This window comes from Flavobacterium facile (genome assembly GCF_036321945.1).
In the GTDB taxonomy this organism is placed as follows: domain Bacteria; phylum Bacteroidota; class Bacteroidia; order Flavobacteriales; family Flavobacteriaceae; genus Flavobacterium; species Flavobacterium facile.
This window is the reverse complement of the sequence record NZ_JAZAYT010000035.1, coordinates 325,704-346,031: the sequence shown is the minus strand read 5'-3', so window position 1 is coordinate 346,031 and position 20,328 is coordinate 325,704. Positions and strand designations below refer to the sequence as shown.

General features: G+C 31.8%; 19 protein-coding genes. 12 read left to right on the top strand and 7 right to left on the bottom strand.

All coding sequences use genetic code 11. The annotated features are described in order from the left end of the window. Positions 1-7 precede the first annotated feature (7 nt). On the bottom strand, positions 8-883 hold the full coding sequence (locus UEQ13_RS14085) for a cell division protein FtsX (protein WP_329806962.1): 876 nt from the start codon (positions 881-883) through the stop codon (positions 8-10). Positions 884-1,076: 193 nt separating this feature from the next. Between UEQ13_RS14085 and UEQ13_RS14080 the strand changes: the two genes are divergently transcribed. Both UEQ13_RS14080 and UEQ13_RS14075 read left to right on the top strand, forming a co-directional pair. Then, positions 1,077-4,301: a leucine--tRNA ligase gene (locus UEQ13_RS14080; protein ID WP_329806961.1), complete on the top strand. Its 3,225-nt coding sequence runs from the start codon at positions 1,077-1,079 to the stop codon at positions 4,299-4,301. Between the two features lie 205 nt (positions 4,302-4,506). Then, on the top strand, positions 4,507-5,208 hold the full coding sequence (locus tag UEQ13_RS14075; RefSeq protein WP_329806960.1) for a zinc metallopeptidase: 702 nt from the start codon (positions 4,507-4,509) through the stop codon (positions 5,206-5,208). Positions 5,209-5,299: 91 nt separating this feature from the next. Here UEQ13_RS14075 and UEQ13_RS14070 read toward each other — a convergent pair whose 3' ends face one another. Together UEQ13_RS14070 and UEQ13_RS14065 are read right to left on the bottom strand one after the other, a co-directional pair. Further along, positions 5,300-5,770, bottom strand: a complete 471-nt coding sequence (locus tag UEQ13_RS14070) for an Lrp/AsnC ligand binding domain-containing protein (protein WP_166129287.1) — start codon at positions 5,768-5,770, stop codon at positions 5,300-5,302. Between the two features lie 75 nt (positions 5,771-5,845). Further along, entirely contained in the window at positions 5,846-7,207 is a 1,362-nt protein-coding gene (locus UEQ13_RS14065) for a saccharopine dehydrogenase family protein (protein WP_329806959.1), read from the bottom strand. Between the two features lie 121 nt (positions 7,208-7,328). Here UEQ13_RS14065 and UEQ13_RS14060 point away from each other — a divergent pair, with 121 nt between their 5' ends. Both UEQ13_RS14060 and pckA read left to right on the top strand, forming a co-directional pair. Continuing rightward, positions 7,329-7,712: a DUF423 domain-containing protein gene (locus tag UEQ13_RS14060; RefSeq protein ID WP_329806958.1), complete on the top strand. Its 384-nt coding sequence runs from the start codon at positions 7,329-7,331 to the stop codon at positions 7,710-7,712. 73 nt (positions 7,713-7,785) lie between these two features. Next, a complete protein-coding gene (gene pckA / locus UEQ13_RS14055; RefSeq protein ID WP_329806957.1) occupies positions 7,786-9,411 on the top strand; it encodes a phosphoenolpyruvate carboxykinase (ATP) in 1,626 nt (541 codons plus the stop codon). 138 nt (positions 9,412-9,549) lie between these two features. On the opposite strand, the gene UEQ13_RS14050 is transcribed toward pckA, so the two are convergent. Together UEQ13_RS14050 and UEQ13_RS14045 are read right to left on the bottom strand one after the other, a co-directional pair. Beyond that, a complete protein-coding gene (locus UEQ13_RS14050) occupies positions 9,550-10,299 on the bottom strand; it encodes a uroporphyrinogen-III synthase (RefSeq protein WP_329807246.1) in 750 nt (249 codons plus the stop codon). Between the two features lie 22 nt (positions 10,300-10,321). Next, positions 10,322-10,981 (bottom strand): DUF4271 domain-containing protein, encoded by a 660-nt coding sequence (locus tag UEQ13_RS14045; protein WP_329806956.1) that lies wholly within the window; start codon positions 10,979-10,981, stop codon positions 10,322-10,324. Positions 10,982-11,086: 105 nt separating this feature from the next. Between UEQ13_RS14045 and UEQ13_RS14040 the strand changes: the two genes are divergently transcribed. Genes UEQ13_RS14040 through UEQ13_RS14030 form a run of 3 tightly spaced genes read left to right on the top strand, consistent with a single transcriptional unit; the run spans position 11,087 to position 13,500 of the window. Next, entirely contained in the window at positions 11,087-11,809 is a 723-nt protein-coding gene (locus tag UEQ13_RS14040; protein WP_329806955.1) for a polyprenol monophosphomannose synthase, read from the top strand. Continuing rightward, entirely contained in the window at positions 11,810-13,153 is a 1,344-nt protein-coding gene (locus UEQ13_RS14035; RefSeq protein WP_329806954.1) for a dihydroorotase, read from the top strand. A gap of 2 nt (positions 13,154-13,155) precedes the next feature. After that, the gene (locus UEQ13_RS14030; RefSeq protein ID WP_329806953.1) at positions 13,156-13,500 is read left to right on the top strand and encodes a DUF4296 domain-containing protein; all 345 of its coding nucleotides are present in this window, start codon (positions 13,156-13,158) and stop codon (positions 13,498-13,500) included. Positions 13,501-13,529: 29 nt separating this feature from the next. On the opposite strand, the gene UEQ13_RS14025 is transcribed toward UEQ13_RS14030, so the two are convergent. Continuing rightward, complete coding sequence (locus UEQ13_RS14025) at positions 13,530-14,306, bottom strand: DUF3050 domain-containing protein (RefSeq protein WP_329806952.1); 777 nt, start codon at positions 14,304-14,306, stop codon at positions 13,530-13,532. A gap of 120 nt (positions 14,307-14,426) precedes the next feature. Beyond that, positions 14,427-15,605 (bottom strand): acyl-CoA dehydrogenase family protein, encoded by a 1,179-nt coding sequence (locus UEQ13_RS14020; RefSeq protein WP_329806951.1) that lies wholly within the window; start codon positions 15,603-15,605, stop codon positions 14,427-14,429. 232 nt (positions 15,606-15,837) lie between these two features. On the opposite strand from UEQ13_RS14020, the gene UEQ13_RS14015 reads away from it, so the two are divergent. The 5 genes from UEQ13_RS14015 to UEQ13_RS13995 all read left to right on the top strand — a co-directional run bounded on the left by UEQ13_RS14015 (position 15,838) and on the right by UEQ13_RS13995 (position 20,264). Beyond that, positions 15,838-16,452, top strand: a complete 615-nt coding sequence (locus UEQ13_RS14015; RefSeq protein WP_329806950.1) for a response regulator transcription factor — start codon at positions 15,838-15,840, stop codon at positions 16,450-16,452. Between the two features lie 179 nt (positions 16,453-16,631). After that, a complete protein-coding gene (locus tag UEQ13_RS14010; protein WP_329806949.1) occupies positions 16,632-16,754 on the top strand; it encodes a hypothetical protein in 123 nt (40 codons plus the stop codon). A 200-nt stretch (positions 16,755-16,954) separates the two neighbouring features. Next, a complete protein-coding gene (locus tag UEQ13_RS14005; protein ID WP_329806948.1) occupies positions 16,955-17,758 on the top strand; it encodes a hypothetical protein in 804 nt (267 codons plus the stop codon). Positions 17,759-17,787: 29 nt separating this feature from the next. Beyond that, complete coding sequence (locus tag UEQ13_RS14000; RefSeq protein WP_329806947.1) at positions 17,788-17,979, top strand: hypothetical protein; 192 nt, start codon at positions 17,788-17,790, stop codon at positions 17,977-17,979. A gap of 80 nt (positions 17,980-18,059) precedes the next feature. Next, a complete protein-coding gene (locus UEQ13_RS13995) occupies positions 18,060-20,264 on the top strand; it encodes a peptidase domain-containing ABC transporter (RefSeq protein WP_329806946.1) in 2,205 nt (734 codons plus the stop codon). The last annotated feature ends 64 nt before the right edge of the window (positions 20,265-20,328 follow it).

Sequence of the window (20,328 nt, the reverse complement as noted above, 5' to 3'; positions counted from 1 at the left end):
GGCTCTTCTAGTACAAATCGTCCGTTCTTAAATTTAAGAAACGTGTTGTGGCAAAATACGTACTCAACCAAGTGATAATTATTCCAACTAATAAAACGCCTAGAGCGACAATTCCAAGAGAAGTGTAATCTTTTGCAATTCCTAAAGTTGGGAACAATCCATCGATATAAAACGCTAAAATAACTATACCAATAATCGCTAAAACAGCACCAATAATTCCTAATAAAATACTCGTTTTTATAAACGGTTTTCTAATAAACGATTTGGTTGCTCCAACCATTTGCATGGTTTTAATGGTAAATCGGTGTGAATAAATCGACAAACGAATAGAACCATTAATTAACAACATCGCTACAAAAGTTAAAACCGCACTGATAATTAAAATCCAAAAACTAATTTCAGTTACGTTTTCGTTGACTAATTCCACTAATTCTTTATCGTAAATAATATCAGAAATATTGCCGTTTCGTTTAAATTCATTTTCAATTTTGGTGATTTCTGCTTTGGTTACATATTCACTTTTTAAATGAATATCAAACGAGTTTTGCAATGGATTAAATCCTAAAAACTCCATAAAATCTTTACCTACAATATCTGGATTGTTTTTGGCAGCTTCGTCTTTCGTTACTAAATCATAAGATTTAATAAACTTTGAATTCTTCAGTTCCGTATCAAAAGCATTTAAAATGGTGTCGTTGGCTTCATCTTTAAAGTACACACTCATTGGAATGTTTTCTTTAAAATCATTCGAAATTTTCTCAGAATTAATCACAAATAATCCTAAAGCGCCTAATAAAAACAGCACTAAAAAAATACTAAAAACTACCGAAAAATAAGAAGAAATTAATCTTCTGCGTTGATATTGCTCAAACGATTGTGCCATAAATTTTATAATTATGCTGTAAAAATAGTAAAGAAATTTTGTTTACACAGAATATAACAACAAAGTTTTAACTTTAGTATATAAAAATGTAAATTTGCAACCGAATTTTTGTTTCAAGTTTGAGGTTTCAAGTTTTATATGACTTAATCACTTTTAACCTGAAACCTGAAACCTGAAACCTGAAACCTAGAACATGAAATACCATCACGAAAAAATCGAAGCCAAATGGCAACAATATTGGGCAGAAAAACAAACTTTTGCTGCAAGTAACACATCTGACAAACCAAAATACTTTGTATTAGATATGTTTCCTTATCCTTCGGGAGCAGGCTTACACGTTGGGCATCCGCTAGGTTATATTGCTTCAGATATTGTGGCAAGATATAAAAGACATCAAGGTTTTAATGTGTTGCATCCACAAGGGTACGATTCATTTGGTTTACCTGCTGAACAATATGCGATTCAAACGGGTCAACATCCAGCGGATACGACTCGCATGAATATTGAAGGTGGAATCGATAAATCGGGAAATACGATTCAAGGTTACAGAAATCAATTAGACCGAATTGGTTTTTCTTTCGATTGGAGCAGAGAAGTTCGTACATCGAATCCTGATTATTACAAACACACACAATGGATTTTCATTCAATTATACAATTCTTGGTACAATAAAAATTCAGATAAAGCTGAAGACATTTCAACATTAGTTGCAATTTTCGCTTCAGAAGGAAATGCGAATGTGAATGCAGTTTGTGATGATAATATCTCACCATTTTCAGCAGCAGAATGGAATGCTTTTTCTTCGGAACAACAACAAAAAATTCTTTTACAATATAGATTAACGTATTTAGCAGAAACCGAAGTGAATTGGTGTTCGGCTTTAGGTACAGTTTTAGCGAATGACGAAATTGTAAACGGAGTATCAGAACGTGGTGGACATCCCGTAGTTCGTAAGAAAATGACACAATGGAGTATGCGAATTTCTGCTTACGCGGAACGTTTATTACAAGGTTTAAACGAAATTGATTGGAGTGAATCGATCAAAGAATCACAAAGAAATTGGATTGGAAAATCGGTTGGAGCATTAGTTAAGTTTCAAGTTTCAGGTTCCAAGTTTCAAGTTGAAGTGTTTACGACAAGACCTGATACGATTTTCGGAGTGACGTTTATGACTTTAGCGCCAGAACATGAATTAGTTTCTCAAATTACAACTCCAGAACAAAAAGCTGCGGTTGAAGCGTATGTAGAAGCAACAGCAAAACGTTCAGAAAGAGAAAGAATGGCCGATGTAAAAACCATTTCAGGTGTTTTCACTGGTGCGTATTCCGAACATCCTTTTACAAAAGAACCTATTCCAGTTTGGATTGGCGATTACGTATTAGCAGGTTACGGAACAGGAGCTGTTATGGCCGTTCCTTGTGGTGATGAAAGAGATTATGCTTTCGCGAATTTCTTCAAAGGCACCAACGGAATGCCAGAAATTAAGAACATTTTCAACCAAGATATTTCAGAAGCCGCTTACGGAGAAAAAGGTGGTTTCGAATTAGTAAATTCTGATTTCTTAAACGGATTAGAGTACAAAAACGGAACAAAAAAAGCGATTGAAGCTTTAGAAGAAATCGGAGCAGGAAACGCTAAGGTAAATTACCGTTTACGTGATGCCGTTTTCTCTCGCCAAAGATATTGGGGCGAACCTTTTCCAGTGTATTATGTGAATGGTTTGCCACAAATGATTGACAAAAAACACTTGCCAATCGTATTACCAGAAGTAGAAAAGTATTTACCAACCGAAGACGGACAACCACCATTAGGTAACGCAACCGTTTGGGCTTGGGATAGTGTTCAGTGTTCAATGGTTAGTAATCAGTTGATTGACGATGTCAATATTTTTCCTTTGGAATTGAACACAATGCCAGGTTGGGCAGGTTCTTCTTGGTATTGGATGCGTTATATGGATGCACACAATACAGAAGATTTCGCTAACGAAGAAGCCTTAAAATATTGGGAAAGCGTAGATTTATACATTGGTGGAAGCGAACACGCAACCGGACATTTATTATATTCTCGTTTTTGGAATAAATTCTTAAAAGACAGAGGTTACGCACCAACCGAAGAACCTTTCAAAAAACTGATTAATCAGGGAATGATTTTGGGAATGAGTGCTTACATAGTAAGAGCTCAAATTGGATCAATTTATTTTTTTGGCGCCGCTGATAAAAAATCGATTGATTTAGAACTTCCAACAACAGTCATTGAATATGAGTTTTATAAGAAATACAATAAATTGCTAGATAAATTTGACGCATTAAATTTAAGTGAAGCAGATAAATATTTAATCGGAGATAAATTTGGAAATGAATGGGTTTTCAAATTGTTAGAAATTTTAGAAGACAATATAACAGGAGTTGATTTTTACGATAAAATAAAAAAAGCTTACTCAGAATCAGATATAAATGATTTGAAAGTAATTAAAAAAATTTTACTTGATTTATTATCAAGTTTAAAAGAAAAATATCCTGAAATTTCGGATAGTATAGGTTTTGATTCATATGGAAATTATTCGGTTTCTTTTAGTTTTAGCCCAATTAGAATTGACTTACAAAATATTGATGAAGTCACTAATGAATTATATATAGATAGATTTAAAATTGACCCTAAATATTCTTCTGAATTTTCTAAAGCAAGATTCATATCTTTTGGAGAAAATATGAAATTTTTAGCTGGAAGAGAAGTAGAAAAGATGTCAAAATCATTCTACAATGTAATAAATCCAGATGATATTTGTGAAGAATACGGAGCCGATACCTTACGTTTATACGAAATGTTTTTAGGACCATTAGAGCAATCTAAACCTTGGAACACAGCTGGAATTACAGGAGTTTCTGGTTTCTTAAAAAAATTATGGCGTTTGTATTTTGACGATAACGGTTCAGTAATTGTAAACGACGAGCCAACAGCAGAAATGTACAAATCGTTACATAAAACCATCAAAAAAGTTACGGAAGACATTGAAAATTTCTCTTTCAATACGTCGGTTTCTCAATTTATGATTTGCGTAAACGAATTGCAACAATTAAAGTGTAATCACCGTGCGATTTTAGAACCTTTAGCACTTTTGGTTTCGCCATATGCACCACATATCGCTGAAGAATTATGGTCTGCTTTAGGTCATGACGGTTCGATTTCAACAGTTGCTTTTCCAAAATTTGAAGCCAAATATTTAGTGGAATCTGAAAAAGAATATCCGGTTTCATTCAATGGAAAAATGCGTTTCACCATTAAGTTGCCGTTAGATTTAACAGCTGTTCAAATTGAAGAAATCGTAATGGCTGATGAAAGAACTCAAGCACAATTACAAGGCAGAACGCCAAATAAAGTCATTATCGTTCCGGGTAAGATTATTAATTTGGTGGGATAATAATTAGACAATAAGTCAATTGGTCATTGTGCCAATTCCTATAATCCCAATTTCAATTGTTTAATGAAATTGGGATTTTTTTATGTAACACTTTAGTATTTCCTTCTACAAATAATAAATTAACATTGACAACTTGTCATTTTTAAAATTTGGCTCATAATTTGATGTTTATTTTGTAACTTTAAATTTTTAAAATTAAAAAACTATGTTTGATTTACCTTACATGATAATAATTGGAGCGATTGCTCTATTTAGTTGGTTAGTAAGTTCGCGCTTAAAAAGTAAGTTTGAGCATTATTCAAAACTTACCTTAAGAAATGGAATGTCTGGTGCTGAAATTGCAGAAAAAATGCTAGCAGATCATGGAATTCGTGATGTGAAAGTAATTTCTACACCGGGAAGATTAACTGATCATTATAATCCTACAGATAAAACCGTAAACTTATCAGAAGCGGTTTACAACCAACGTAATGCGGCTGCGGCTGCGGTTGCTGCTCACGAATGTGGACACGCCGTTCAACATGCACAAGCCTACGAATGGTTAACGATGCGTTCTAAAATGGTGCCAATGGTTAATGTTTCGTCAAGTATGTCGCAATGGTTAATTATGGGTGGAATTATTTTAGGTTTCGCTTCAAAATCTGGAATTGGATTTTATGTGGCTGTGGCTGGTTTGGCTTTAATGGCTGTGGCAACGGCTTTCAGTTTCATTACTTTACCAGTAGAATATGACGCAAGTAACCGTGCTTTAGCTTGGTTAAAAAATAAAAATATGTTGGGTCAAGAAGAATATGCTGGCGCAGAAGACTCCTTAAAATGGGCTGCCAGAACGTATTTAGTGGCTGCTTTAGGTGCTTTAGCTTCATTACTATATTGGGCGTATCGAATTTTAGGCTCAAGAGATTAACTTCATAAAATGTTATAAAAAAGTCCGTCAATTCATTTTGACGGACTTTTTTTTACTCGTAAATCCCAAATCGTAAATCCCAAATCGTAAATTATAATTGTATTTGTCTTTCGATTTGTTGCTCCAATGATATATACGTTTCTGTTCGAGAAACACCATTGATGCTTTGAATTTTTTGGTTTAACAATTGCATCAAATGTTCGTTATCTCTGCAAATAATTTTGGTTAAAATACTCCAATTTCCAGTGGTATAATGCGATTCTAAAACTTCTGGAATTTTTTTTAATTCTTTTACTACGTCAGGATTATTTGAGGCTTTTTCTAAATAAATTCCAATAAAAGCCATCGTTTTATAACCCAACACTTTATTATCTACGACATATTTCGAACCAGAAATCACACCAGCTTGTTCTAGTTTTTTTAAACGTTGATGAATCGCAGCACCTGAAATTCCGAGTTTATTGGCAATTTGAAGAATCGGTTTTCGTGCATCTTCCATTAAATTACGAAGGATTTCTTTGTCGATTCCGTCTATTTCAATTTGTAAGTGATTTATCTTCATAGCTTGTAATTTTAAATAAAAAATCCGAAATAAGTTACTATTTCGGATTAAAGTTATGAAATTTATTTAAATCTATTACATAGAATAATTATATCCAAAATAAGGCACTTCGAATTCTTTAAATAAAACGCCGTACGCTTCTAGTTCTTTTAAAATTGGTTCGTACACTTCTTTTGAAATTGGCAATTGTACGCCAGCAGTAGTAATTTCACCATTTAATATTTTTAAAGCTGCGATAGCAACAGGTAAACCAACTGTTTTAGCCATTGCTGTATAGGTTTGATCGTCTCCTAAACAAACCATTGTAGAATCAATTTGTTTTTCTTCGCCATTGATTTCGTATCCAAATTTATGATACATTACAATCATGTCTTTATCATCAGGTTGTAACGTCCATTTGTCAGCTAATATTTTTTCTAACATTTGTGCTGGAGTTGCATTTTTTAAACCTGAAATTGCGGTTTTACTAAACAAATCTAGTTCCAACAATTTATCCCAAATAACATCATCTTGGTCGATTTTTAATTGATGTCTGAATTTAATTTCTACAGAATCTGTTGGATGATAAGGTAAAAATAAATTTACAAACTCTCTGTTACTCATGGTTTCAGAATCGTCCACGATAAATGTGTCATCTGTCATTCCTAATTGTACAAAAACGTCCCAAGCCTTTGAAAAACCAACTCTTCTAATGGTTCCACGATAACATGTTTTGGTATCATCCAAACCGTAAATTTCTCTATATTTTAAAGAATCTCTATTCGCGTAAGCCTCAAATCTTCCGAAACCATCTACTTCTAAAAATTCTGTTCTTCTAAACAATTTATTATACGGAATGTATTTGTATTTTCCTTCTTGAATGAATTTTGCTGCGCCACCTTGTCCGGCTAAAACTACATTTCTTGGATTCCAAGTGAATTTGTAATTCCATAAATTATTATCACTTTCTGGAGCTACTAATCCACCACAAAACGATTCGAAAAGGATAATTTTTCCGCCTTCGCTTTTAATTTCATCCATAATTTTCATGGCACTCATATGGTCAATTCCTGGATCCAAACCAATTTCGTTCATTAAAACGATATTGTTTTCTTTCGCCACAGCATCTAAAGCTTGCATTTCTGCACTGATATAAGAAGCCGTAACCATATGTTTTTTATACAAAACACAATCTTTAGCTACTTCAATATGCATGTGAGCTGGCAACATAGAAATGACTACATCTGCTTGTTGAATTTCTTGTTTTCTTTGGTCGGCATTAAAAACATCAAAAGAAATGGCTCTTGAATTTTCATGATTACCCGTTTTCTTTTTGGCTAAATCTTCAGACAAATCACCAATGGTAACAAATAAATTCTCAGCTTCCGACTTGTCTAATAAATATTTTATAAGTGATGAAGCAGATCTTCCTGCTCCTATTATTAAAATCTTTCTCATTGTTTCTTTGAAATATCACACGAAGGTAATAAAATGTTGTATTTCTAAAAAATAAAACCTTGTATTTATAAAAAAAGTTGTTTTGAAGTTTATTACATTTGTGCTAAATTTAAATGAATCCATGGAAAAGAAGATTTTATTAGCCGCATGTATATTAGGGTTTTTAGCCATTATTTTTGGGGCTTTTGGCGCACATGCTTTAAAGAAAACATTAACACCTGAACAATTAATTTCTTTTGAAACAGGTGTGAAATACCAAATGTATCACGCTTTATTCCTGTTGTTTATTGGAATGACGCAAATAATATCGCTTAAAGAAAAAGTCGTTTTGTTTTATTTGGTTTTGGTTGGCGTTTTATTTTTTTCGGGTTCGATATATATTTTAACAACAAGTACGATTACTGGAATAAAATCTAAAATAATTGGACCAATCACTCCAATCGGTGGTTTATTTCTAATCCTTTCTTGGGGATATTTATTTTACGCTATTTTAATGAAAAAATAACAGAAAACGATTATTTGTCAAATTATTGTTTAATTTTGCACTTTAGATAAAAGCAACATAACTTATTTATTTTATGAATACATACGATCAATCTACGAAATCGATTTCGTTAGAAAAATATGGAATCAAAAATGTTAAAGAAATCGTTTATAATCCGTCATACGATTTATTATATGACGAAGAATTAAGCGACAAACTACAAGGCTTTGAAAAAGGACAATTAACTGAACTTGGTGCGGTTAATGTAATGACTGGTGAATTCACAGGTCGTTCTCCTAAAGACAAATATATTGTTAAAGACGCAACTACAGAAAACACAATTTGGTGGAATTCTGAAAAAGCAGTTAACGATAACAAACCTATCTCAACTGACACTTGGAATGCTTTAAAAGAAACTACTGTTTCACAATTATCTGAAAAAAGATTATTTGTAGTAGATGCTTTTTGTGGCGCAAATGAAAACACACGTTTAAAAGTGCGTTTCATTATGGAAGTGGCTTGGCAAGCGCACTTTGTAACTAATATGTTCATCAGACCAACTGCTGAAGAATTAGTGACTTTTGGTGAGCCAGATTTCGTAGTTATGAATGGTTCAAAAACTTCTTTTAAAGATTTTGCAGCTCATAATTTAAATTCTGAAGTATACGTTGCCTTCAACTTAACAGAAAAAATTCAGTTAATTGGTGGAACTTGGTATGGTGGTGAAATGAAAAAAGGTTTATTTTCATTAATGAACTATTACTTACCATTACAAGGAATTTCTTCAATGCACTGTTCAGCTAATAAAGGAAAAGATGGCGATGTTGCTGTTTTCTTCGGATTATCAGGAACAGGAAAAACCACTTTATCTACAGATCCAAAACGTGAATTAATCGGTGACGATGAGCACGGATGGGATAATGATGGTGTTTTCAACTTCGAAGGTGGATGTTATGCAAAAACTATCGACTTAAGTAAGGAAAACGAACCAGACATTTTCAATGCTATTCGTAAAGACGCCTTATTAGAAAATGTTACCGTTGATGCCAACGGAAAAATTGACTTCAAAGACGGTTCAGTAACACAAAATACACGTGTTTCTTACCCAATTTATCATATTGACAATATTGTAAAACCTGTTTCTAAAGCAGGTCACGCCAATAAAGTTATCTTTTTAACAGCAGATGCTTTCGGAGTTATGCCTCCAGTATCTAAGTTAACTCCAGAACAAACTAAATATTACTTCTTATCAGGTTTTACTGCTAAATTAGCGGGAACAGAAAGAGGTGTTACACAACCAGAACCAACGTTTTCTGCTTGTTTCGGAAAAGCTTTTTTAACTTTACACCCAACTAAATATGGTGAAGAGTTAGTTAAGAAAATGGAAGAACACAAAGCAACTGCTTATATGGTGAACACAGGTTGGAACGGAACTGGAAAACGTATTTCTATTAAAGATACTCGCGCTATTATCGATGCGATTTTAGATGGTTCGATTGAAAATGCTGAAACTACAGTTGTACCCACATTCAACTTTGTTGTTCCTACATCTTTAAACAATGTAGATTCAAACATTTTAGATCCAAGAAACACTTATGCTGATGCTTCTGAATGGTCAACTAAAGCGGAAGATTTAGCTGGAAGATTCATTAAGAACTTTGTACAATATACAGATAATGAAGAAGGTGCTGCCTTAGTAAACGCAGGTCCGAAATTATAAAAGCATAAACAACCAAAACACTACTTAAAAAACGTCTTGAACATTTCAAGGCGTTTTTTTTGTGACTAAAAACAAAACATAAATACATAAAAAAAGCGTTCATTTCTGAACGCTTTATATATTTTATAATTAAGTGAATTACTTTCCTTTATTCACTTCTGCTACATATTTTTCTAATGCGCCTGTCATTGATGGTGTTCCAGGTGCTGGAGCCATGATATCCACTCTTAAACCGTGATCTAAAGCTTCTTTTTGAGTTGTCGGTCCGAATACTGCAATACGCGTATTGTTTTGCTCAAAATTCGGAAAATTCTTAAATAACGATTTAATTCCTGTTGGACTAAAGAAGGCTAATACATCGTAGTAAACATCTTTTAAATCCGTTAAATCACTCATTACTGTGCGATAGAAAATACCTTGCTTCCAATCTACTTTTAAACCATCAAGTGTTTGTGGCACATCATGATTCAATTGATCTGTATTTGGCAATAAAAATTTTTCGTCTTTATACTTCTTAATCAGCGGAGCTAAATCAGCAAAATCTTTCTGACCTACATAAATTTTACGTTTTCTGTATACTACATATTTTTGCAAATAAAAGGCAACAGCTTCCGATTGACAAAAATATTTTAAATCCTCTGGAATTTTATATCTCATTTCTTCAGCTACTCTAAAAAAATGATCAACAGAGTTTTTACTCGTAAATATAATTGCAGTAAAATTATTTAAATCGATTTTCTGAACTCTAATTTCTTTTGCCGAAACGCCTTCTACATGAATGAAAGGTCTAAAATCAATTTTTACCTTAAATTTATTTTGCAGATCATAATATGGAGAATTTTCCACTTTCGGTTCTGGTTGAGAAACCAAAATCGTTTTTACTTTCAAATTTGACATATCTAACAAATTCCTAATTTTTAGTTACCCAATAATACATGAAATAATACGGTGCTATTTCAAGCGTGCAAAGATACAAAATAAAATAAAACAATTTACCAAGTATCATCTTTTGATATGTTTTTACTAAAAAATAATATGTAAAAACGTTATAAAGCAGGAAAACACCCAGTATTATATAGAAAACTTCTTTAATTGGAACTGCATTATAATACAAAACTATATTAACCGGCAATAAAATAAATCCTAAAAAAGCTCTATAATTGGTTTTAATCAAGTTAAATTGATCTACAACACTTTCAGAATCTATCGCTGTTCCAACAATTTTTTCAATTAAAAATTTCGATAAAACAAACACAAAAAGAAAGGTAACAATTTGAATATAAGTAATATAATTATCAGTTTTGGTGTAATTAAAAAAGCTTAAAAACAGTAAAATAAAGAAGGAAAAGGAAATTAATTGAATGATAAACATAGAAATAGTAAACCAGTTCAATAAATTATTGGTTTCTTTATATACTTTATTGTACTTATCTGAATAGCCTAATTTTACAAACTCATTAAACCTAACAGAAAATATAGATTTGTTAAGCGCAATGATAGCAATGGCTAACACAAATAAAACTGTGGCCCAATCTTTGTTTACTAAAATTCGTTCTGATAATTGCATCATATTCATAACGCAAAAGTAACAAAAAAAACAACTATGAATTAATTATAATATTATTAAGACATTAAATCTAAAAAAATCTTAATTTTGCAACGAAAATAAAATCACATGTCAGCAGGAATAGTAATTATACCTACCTATAACGAAATTGAAAACATTGAACGCATTGTTCACGCCGTTTTTCAATTACCTTCCACTTTTCACGTATTAATTGTGGATGATAATTCACCCGACGGAACTTCACAAAAAGTAGCCGAATTACAACAACAATACTCGGGAAAATTATTTTTAGAAGTTCGTACGAAAAAATCCGGATTAGGAACCGCTTATGTGCATGGTTTCAAATGGGCTTTGTCTCATGATTATCAATATATATATGAAATGGATGCCGATTTTTCACACAATCCAAACGATTTAGAAAAATTGTTTTTGGCTTGTCAAAATGGCGCAGATGTAGCAATTGGATCAAGATATTCTAAAGGTGTGAATGTTGTAAACTGGCCGTTGAACAGAGTTTTAATGTCGTATTTTGCTTCTGTTTATGTGAAATTTATTACTGGAATGCAAATTCATGATGCTACGGCTGGATTTATTTGCTACAAAAGAAATGTTTTAGAAACCATAAACATCGATAAAATCAAATTTGTGGGTTACGCCTTTCAAATTGAAATGAAATACCGTGCTTTTGTGCACAAATTTAAAATTGAAGAAGTGCCAATTATCTTTACAGATAGAACTTTAGGTGAATCTAAAATGAGTGGTGCGATTATTCGCGAAGCCGTTATTGGCGTGATTATGTTACGAATTAGAAAAATATTTAACAAACTATAAATGAGCACATTTTTAATTAAAAATGCAAGAATTGTAAATGAAGGGAGCATCTTTGAAGGAGATGTATTAATTGAAAATGAAATAATAAGTCAGATTGCGGATAGCATTAGTCCTAAAACTTCAAACTGTGTGATTATTGATGCAGAAGGTAGTTTTTTACTTCCCGGTGTGATTGACGATCAAGTGCATTTTAGAGAACCTGGCTTAACGCACAAAGGCGATATTTCATCGGAAAGTAGAGCGGCTGTTGCAGGTGGAATTACTTCATTTATTGAACAACCTAACACCGTTCCCAACGCTGTTACTCAAGAATTACTTGAAGATAAATATCAAATTGCAGCTAAAACATCACATGCGAATTATTCGTTTATGATGGGCGGAACCAATGACAATTTAGAAGAGATTTTAAAAACCAATCCTAAAAATGTTGCTGGAATAAAATTATTTTTAGGTTCTTCAACTGGAAACATGTTGGTTGACAATCCGGAAACGTTAGAAAAAATATTTTCTTCTACAAAAATGCTTATTGCTGTTCATTGTGAAGACGAAGCGACTATTAAAGCCAATTTAGAGAAATATATTGAAGAATATGGTGATGATATTCCTGTTAATAAACATCATTTAATTCGTAGTGAAGAAGCGTGTTATTTATCTTCATCAAAAGCAATTGAATTAGCTAAGAAAACTGGAGCGCGTTTGCATATTTTTCATGTTTCTACAGCAAAAGAAACGGAATTATTTACGAATAAAATTCCGTTAGAAGACAAAAAAATTACAGCAGAAGTTTGCGTACACCATTTATGGTTTACCGATAAAGATTACGATACTAGAGGAAATTTAATTAAATGGAATCCGGCCGTTAAAACACAAACTGACCAAGATGGTTTATGGAAAGCCTTACTTGACGACAGAATTGACGTGATTGCAACAGACCATGCACCGCATACTTTCGAAGAAAAACAAAACAAATATACCAGTTGTCCAAGTGGCGCTCCAATGGTGCAACACGCGTTAGTAGTAATGATGGAAGCGTATATTAAAGGGAAAATTTCGGTAGAAAAAATTGTAGAAAAAATGTGTCACAATCCAGCTAAGATTTTCAAAATTGAAAATCGTGGTTTCATTAAAGAAGGTTATTATGCCGATTTAGTTTTAGTGAATCCGCACATGCCTTGGAACGTGAAAAAAGAAAATATTTTATACAAATGTGGTTGGTCGCCTTTAGAAGGAATCAATTTTAAATCACGTATTTCGCATACTTTTGTTAACGGAAAATTGGTTTATGCCAATGGTAAAGTAAAAGATGTTATTGCGGGTCAACGCTTAACTTTTAACAGAGAATAGTTATGAAGAAAGTCATTTATTTATGTGTCGTTTTGGCAATTTTTGCTTGTAGCGAGAATCCTGTGAAAAAACCAAAAATTTTACTCGACGAAGAAACTATGGAAAACATTTTGTTTGATGTAGCTGTTTTACAAGCAACTAAAGCCAATTCGCCAGAAGTTTTGCAATCCAACAACATAGATACAAAAGATTTTATTTATAAAAAATATAAAATTGACAGTGCTATATATCATCAAAATAATAGATATTATGCTGGTGATGTAAGAAAACACAAACACATGCACAAAAGAATTTTAGCGAGATTAGATGAACTTTCTCCTAATAAACCAAGCATTGTAAAGCAATAAAAAAGGCGACCAAATGGTCGCCTTTTTTATTATACTAGTTGTTTTGAAATTACAGCATCAATTGAATTCCATAATTGAATTCTCATTTGTAGAGAATCGTGTGCGACTTGTTTCACATCTGCCCATTTTTTAGGACAATCACCACATAATTCATCAATCATTTTCATTGCCATTGGTCCGTGTTCATCGGCATCTAATTCAATATGTCTTTCAAAATAATAAATTAATTTTGATAAGTTTACGGTTGGAAAATTTACTTGAAAATTTCTTAAAATTTCGGTAAACATATTCGGAATTAAATCTTCTCTACCAAATGTAAATGCTGAAGCAATTTTATGCGGTTCCCCTTCTTCTACAATCGTAAACGTATAATTTAAAAACGCTTTTACTTCTACTGGTAATTTCGAGGCTTTAATCGAAACAAATATGTTTTTAGTTTTCTCTACATTCTCTAAAAAGTCGAAAATAGGTTTGGTGCTGGCACCGCATTCGTTCATCGCATCGATATACATTTCGAAATGACTTTGTCTTTTTCCATCAAAAGAAATATCGGTTTCTTCGGCTACAACAATTTCATTAATTAAATATCTAATTTCCGGATTTCCAATTGGTTTCCAAGGAATAGATACTGAAGTTAAATGAATTTGTAAGCCTTTTAACAACGACATAAAATCCCAAACGGCAAAAATATGGTACTCTAAAAAAACGTGTAACTCTTCAATAGACGTTACGTTTTTATATAGCGAATGGTTTAATAACTCTTGTTTAATGTCTTCTATACTGTTTTTAACTTCTTGTGTGTTCATCGTACTTAAAATTATTTGATCTATACTTACTTACGTAATTTTGAGTTATAAAGTTTAGCAAAAATAAAAATGCTTCTCTAAAAAGAGAAGCATTTTTGATAACTTTTATTTATTGTGATATTATTTAAATGCTGGGAAACCTGTAACGTCCATTCCTGTAATTAACAAGTGAATGTCGTGTGTTCCTTCATAAGTTACAACCGATTCTAAATTCATCATATGACGCATGATAGAATATTCACCTGTAATTCCCATACCACCTAACATTTGACGTGCATCACGCGCAATTGTTAGAGCCATATCTACGTTGTTTCTTTTCGCCATAGAAATCTGAGCTGTTGTTGCTCTTCCTTCATTTCTTAGTACACCTAATCTCCAAGTTAATAATTGTGCTTTTGTGATTTCAGTAATCATTTCAGCCAATTTCTTTTGTTGTAATTGAGTCGCACCAATTGGCTTATCGAATTGGATTCTTTCTTTAGAATATCTTAAAGCCGTATCATAACAATCCATTGCAGCACCAATAGCACCCCAAGCGATTCCGTAACGCGCTGAATCTAAACATCCAAGTGGCGCACCTAATCCAGATTTATTTGGTAATAAATTTTCTTTAGGTACTTTTACGTTATCAAAAATAAGTTCACCAGTTGCCGAAGCACGTAATGACCATTTATTATGAGTTTCTGGAGTAGAAAAACCTTCCATTCCTCTTTCTACGATTAAACCGTGAATTCTTCCTTCTTCATTTTTAGCCCAAACTACAGCAATATCAGCAAAAGGAGCATTTGAAATCCACATTTTAGCACCATTTAAAAGATAATGATCACCCATATCTTTATAGTTAGTAATCATACTTCCTGGATCTGAACCGTAATTTGGTTCTGTTAAACCGAAACAACCGATCATTTCACCAGTAGCTAATTTTGGTAAATATTTCATACGTTGTTCTTCGTTTCCGTATTTCCAAATTGGATACATAACCAATGAAGATTGTACAGAAGATGTTGAACGCACACCAGAATCACCTCTTTCAATTTCTTGCATGATTAATCCGTAAGAAATTTGATCTAAACCTGCACCACCATATTCTACTGGGATATAAGGTCCGAAACCACCAATTTCACCTAAACCTTTTACAATTTGCTTAGGAAATTCAGCACGTTGTGCAAAATCTTCAATAATTGGAGAAACTTCTTTTTTTACCCATGCTCTTGCAGCATCACGTACTAATTTGTGCTCTTCTGATAATAAATCGTCTAACAAATAGTAGTCTGGCGATTGAAATAAATCTGGCTTCATATGTGTTTGTTTTTTAAAAAATCAATTTGAATTGCAAAAGTAATTATTTTTTAACAAATGTAAATTGATTTGTTAGATTTATTGAAGAACAAAAGTTAAAAATATAGTCAAGCCTCAAATTTATTTTTATTAATACTGTATTTTTGTCAGAAATTTTATTGTAGATAATTTTCTCGAAACTTACATACAAATTTACTTAAGTCGCCGTTATCCTATTTTGAAAAAACATTAAATGAAAAACATATTATTATTAGATGACCATCCTTTCATTTTGGACACATACGTGACTATGCTTAAAAGTACGAATACTTTTAAGATTGAAAAATTTTTCGGAGCAACATCAATAGAAAAAGCTTTATCTATTATTAATGAAGAGCCAAAAATAGACATTGCTTTTTTTGACATTAGTATGCCAAAAAAAGGGATTTCAAATATGGAAGACGGTATTGATTTAGCACTGTATTTTAAATCAAAACATCCCTTTGCTAAAGTAGTTTTTATTACAATGCATACTGAATTTCATGTTTTATTAAAAGCGATACATCTTATAAATCCTGAAGTTTTCATATCTAAAAACGATGTGGACACTTTTACTTTTTCTACCCTTTTAACCGCATTAAAAAGTGATAAAACTTTTTACAGTACCGAAATGTTAGAGATTTACAATTGGGCAAAACAATGCCAAATAAAATTAGATGTATACGATTTTCAGATTTTATCCCTAACAAAAAAAGGTGTTAAAACGAAAGAATTAATTGAACATTTGCCACTTTCTTTAAGCGCAATTGAAAAGAGAAAATCTAACATTAAATTAATAACATCTGATTTTAAAGGGATTAGCTATTAAAAATAAATTAAGAATTACGGTTTTCCCGTAATTTTTTTTGAATTGCTTTTTGTAGTATTGTCAGATTCATAAAACAGCAAAAAAACGACACTTATTGTCTTTTACTTATTCTAAACAGACCTAGAAGAGTGTATCATTGTTTATGAATACTTACTATTAGTAATTTAAAAAACAATAAGATGGTTACACTTCTGAACAAATATTTAGATAAAAATGGTTATAGTAACCAAAAAAAATCATTAGAAGATTTATTTTTATCTCATCCCAATTATCCTAGCCTATTTGCAATTACAGATTCTTAAAATTTGCTTCTATTGAGAACACAACTATTAAGGTTTCTAAAGAACAATTTTGGAATTTCCAGATAATTTTTTGGGCGTAAATGAAAATAACATTGTGCTTGTCAATAAAACCTCAACATCCATAACAATTGAAACAGATTGTAAAAAAACAGAATTTTAGATTGCTTCCCAAATTAATTAATTTTAAAAAAACAAACAAAATGCTAAATCTGCTAAAAAAATGGTATACTTTATACATTGTGGTTTCATTCATAATTATCATTCAAAGTGTTGTTTTTGAATTTGTTAACTTATATGGAATTAATACTTCCTTATTAACGTTCTATAACATCATTTTTTCAACTCTTTTACTGATATGTTTTTGGTTTTTTGTGAATCAAATCGTAGTGAACAAAATTAAATTTGAAAAGGAAATAAAGGAATTAAAAAAATTTAAAAGGAATTTCAATTTTTTCCAATTTCATTATAAAAGTATTGACGAATATGATGGTTTTGACGAATTAAAAGGGATAACATTTGGCAAGAAAAACAGTTCTACACAATTAACACTAATATTAAACCCAAGTTGCAATACTAGTCGTGAAACATTTGAAGAAGCCTATGAAGTTTTTCAAAACTATTCTGAAAAAATCTATTTAAATATCCTTTTTAATGTTAATCCTAGCAATACAGAAAATCCTAATAAATCAGTTGCGGAAAATTTGCTAGCTTTAAATGAACAAGATCCGGAAAAAGCGAAAGAAGCTATAATAGATTGGTATATTAATCAAACCGATTTAAAAACTTGGAGAAGAAAATGGAACATTGAAATACCACATTTACTTACCAACAAACAATTACAGAACCAATATTTTTGGTGTTTGAAAAATGAATATAACAACACACCAATAAAAATAATTAACGAAAATTTATTTCCTGATGAATATAACATATGTGAATTAAAATTCTTTATTACTGACTTTCAAAAAGAATTTAAATATGAAGAATCATTAAAAGCAGTATAACCAATTTAAAGAAATTGATAACTCAACAATTGAGTAAAGACGAACAAAAAACAATTAGAGGTGGACTTATCCCTGATTTAAGCAAACTTTGTGGAGCAAAAACATTCCGTTCTACTGAATCACAATGCTTAAGCTTAACTGCATATAATCCAATATGGTATCCAGCAACACAAATGTGTTCTGTTGTTGGTACAAATTGTTCAGGCGGAGGTAATATGTAATTATTAATCCAAAGAAATTATTTATACTGCCTGAATCTTTTTCAGGCAGTATTTTATTATTTAAGACTAAAAAATTATACTTGAAAAACTTCCCGAATTACATACAAGCCGATGCAAAAGATTGTGGACCCACCTGTTTAAAAATTGTTGGGAAACATTTTGGTAAAACCATTAACATACAACAATTAAGAGATTTCAGTGAAACTACTCGTGAAGGAAGTAATTTGTTATTTCTATCCGATGCTGCTGAAAAAATTGGTTTTCGTACACTTGGTGTAAAATTAAACTTAGAAAGCTTAAACGATGCTCCTTTACCATGTATTTTACATTGGAATAAAGAACATTATGTAGTGCTTTATGACATCAAAAAAGGAAAATATTTAATATCAGATCCCGGTTTCGGATTACTAGAATACAATCAAACCGATTTTATAAAATTCTGGATTGGAAACAATGCAAGCCATTTCACCCAAGAAGGTGTGGCTTTATTATTAGAACCAACACCTAGTTTTTACAATTTAGACACGGATGCTACCAATAAAGAAGGTAAGAAAAAAGCCCTAGGTTTCGGCTTATTATCTCGTTATGTACTAAAATACAAATCGTTTTTAATACAATTAGCTGTCAATCTTCTAGCAGGAAGTATTTTACAATTAATTTTTCCATTTTTAACGCAAAGTATTGTCGACGTTGGTATTCAAAACCAAGACATGGGCTTTATTTATATGATTTTATTCGCACAACTCTTCTTTTTTGCAGGAAGAATGGGTTTAGAATTAATACGAGGCTGGATTATGCTTCACCTTTCTACAAGAATCAACATTTCATTAATTTCCGATTTCTTTATCAAATTAATGAATTTACCTATATCCTTTTTCGATGTTCGTATGACTGGAGATATCATGCAACGGATCAACGACCACCATCGAATTGAAAAAATATTGACTACTTCGTCCTTAAATGTCATCTTTTCTGTTTTTAACATGATTGTGATGGGCGGCGTTTTAGCTTACTATAATTTAATGATCTTTTTTGTATTCTTCGCTGGAAGTATCTTGTATTTCGGATGGATAACATTGTTTTTGAAACGAAGAGAAGAATTAGATTACAAACGATTCTCAGAAGTTTCTCAAGAACAAAGCAAAGTCATTGAACTGATTAACGGAATGCAAGAAATCAAATTGCATAATGCCGAAAAACAAAAACGCTGGGGTTGGGAATATGTACAAGCAAGATTGTTCCGAGTTTCCACAAAAGGTTTAATCTTAGAACAAACTCAATCTTCAGGTTCTCAAATTATTAATGAATTAAAAAATATTTTTATCCTTATATTATCAGCAAAATTAGTCATTGATGGCACAATTACTTTAGGAATGATGCTGGCCATAAGTTCTATTGTAGGAAGTTTAAATGGTCCGATTTCACAATTAATTGGTTTTGTAAGAGAATTGCAAGATGCGAAAATATCGTTAGCTCGTTTGTCTGAAATTCACGAAAAAGAAGACGAGATTCAGCAAGAAGCACATCAAAACCATGATATTCCTAATAATGAAGATATTACCCTAAAAGAAGTATCATTTCGTTATTTAGGTTCCGATGTTTCTGTTTTAGACAATTTAAGTCTTTCGATTCCATCTAATAAAATCACTGCCATTGTAGGAACAAGTGGAAGCGGAAAAACGACTTTAATGAAATTACTTTTAAAGTTTTACGAACCACAAAACGGAGAAATTTCAATTGGAAATGCACAACTAAAAAACATTTCTCAAAAAGCTTGGCGAAACAACATTGGCGCCGTGATGCAAGAAGGTTTTATTTTTAACGATACAATTGCCAACAACATAGCAATTGGTGTAGATATGATTAACAAAGAACGTTTGGTTTACGCTGCTGATGTGGCAAATATTAAAGAATATGTTTCTGGTTTACCTTTAGGTTATAATACTAAAATTGGTTCTGAAGGTGTGGGAATGAGTACCGGACAAAAACAACGTTTATTAATTGCAAGAGCGGTTTATAAAAACCCAGAAATGTTGTTTTTTGATGAAGCCACTTCTGCGCTTGACGCGAATAACGAAAAAGAGATTATGGAAAAGCTAGATGTTTTTTTCAAAGACAAAACCGTTGTGGTTATTGCACACCGATTAAGTACCGTTATGAATGCCGATCAAATTGTAGTGCTAGAAAAAGGAAAAATAATTGAAATAGGAAACCATGAAACCTTAGTGGGAAAAAAAGGAAATTACTTTAATCTAGTGCGAAATCAGTTGCAGTTAGGAACCTAATTTTCTTCAAAGTTTCTAAAAGCTTTTAGATATCCGTATAAAAATAATACCAACAAGGTTTCAA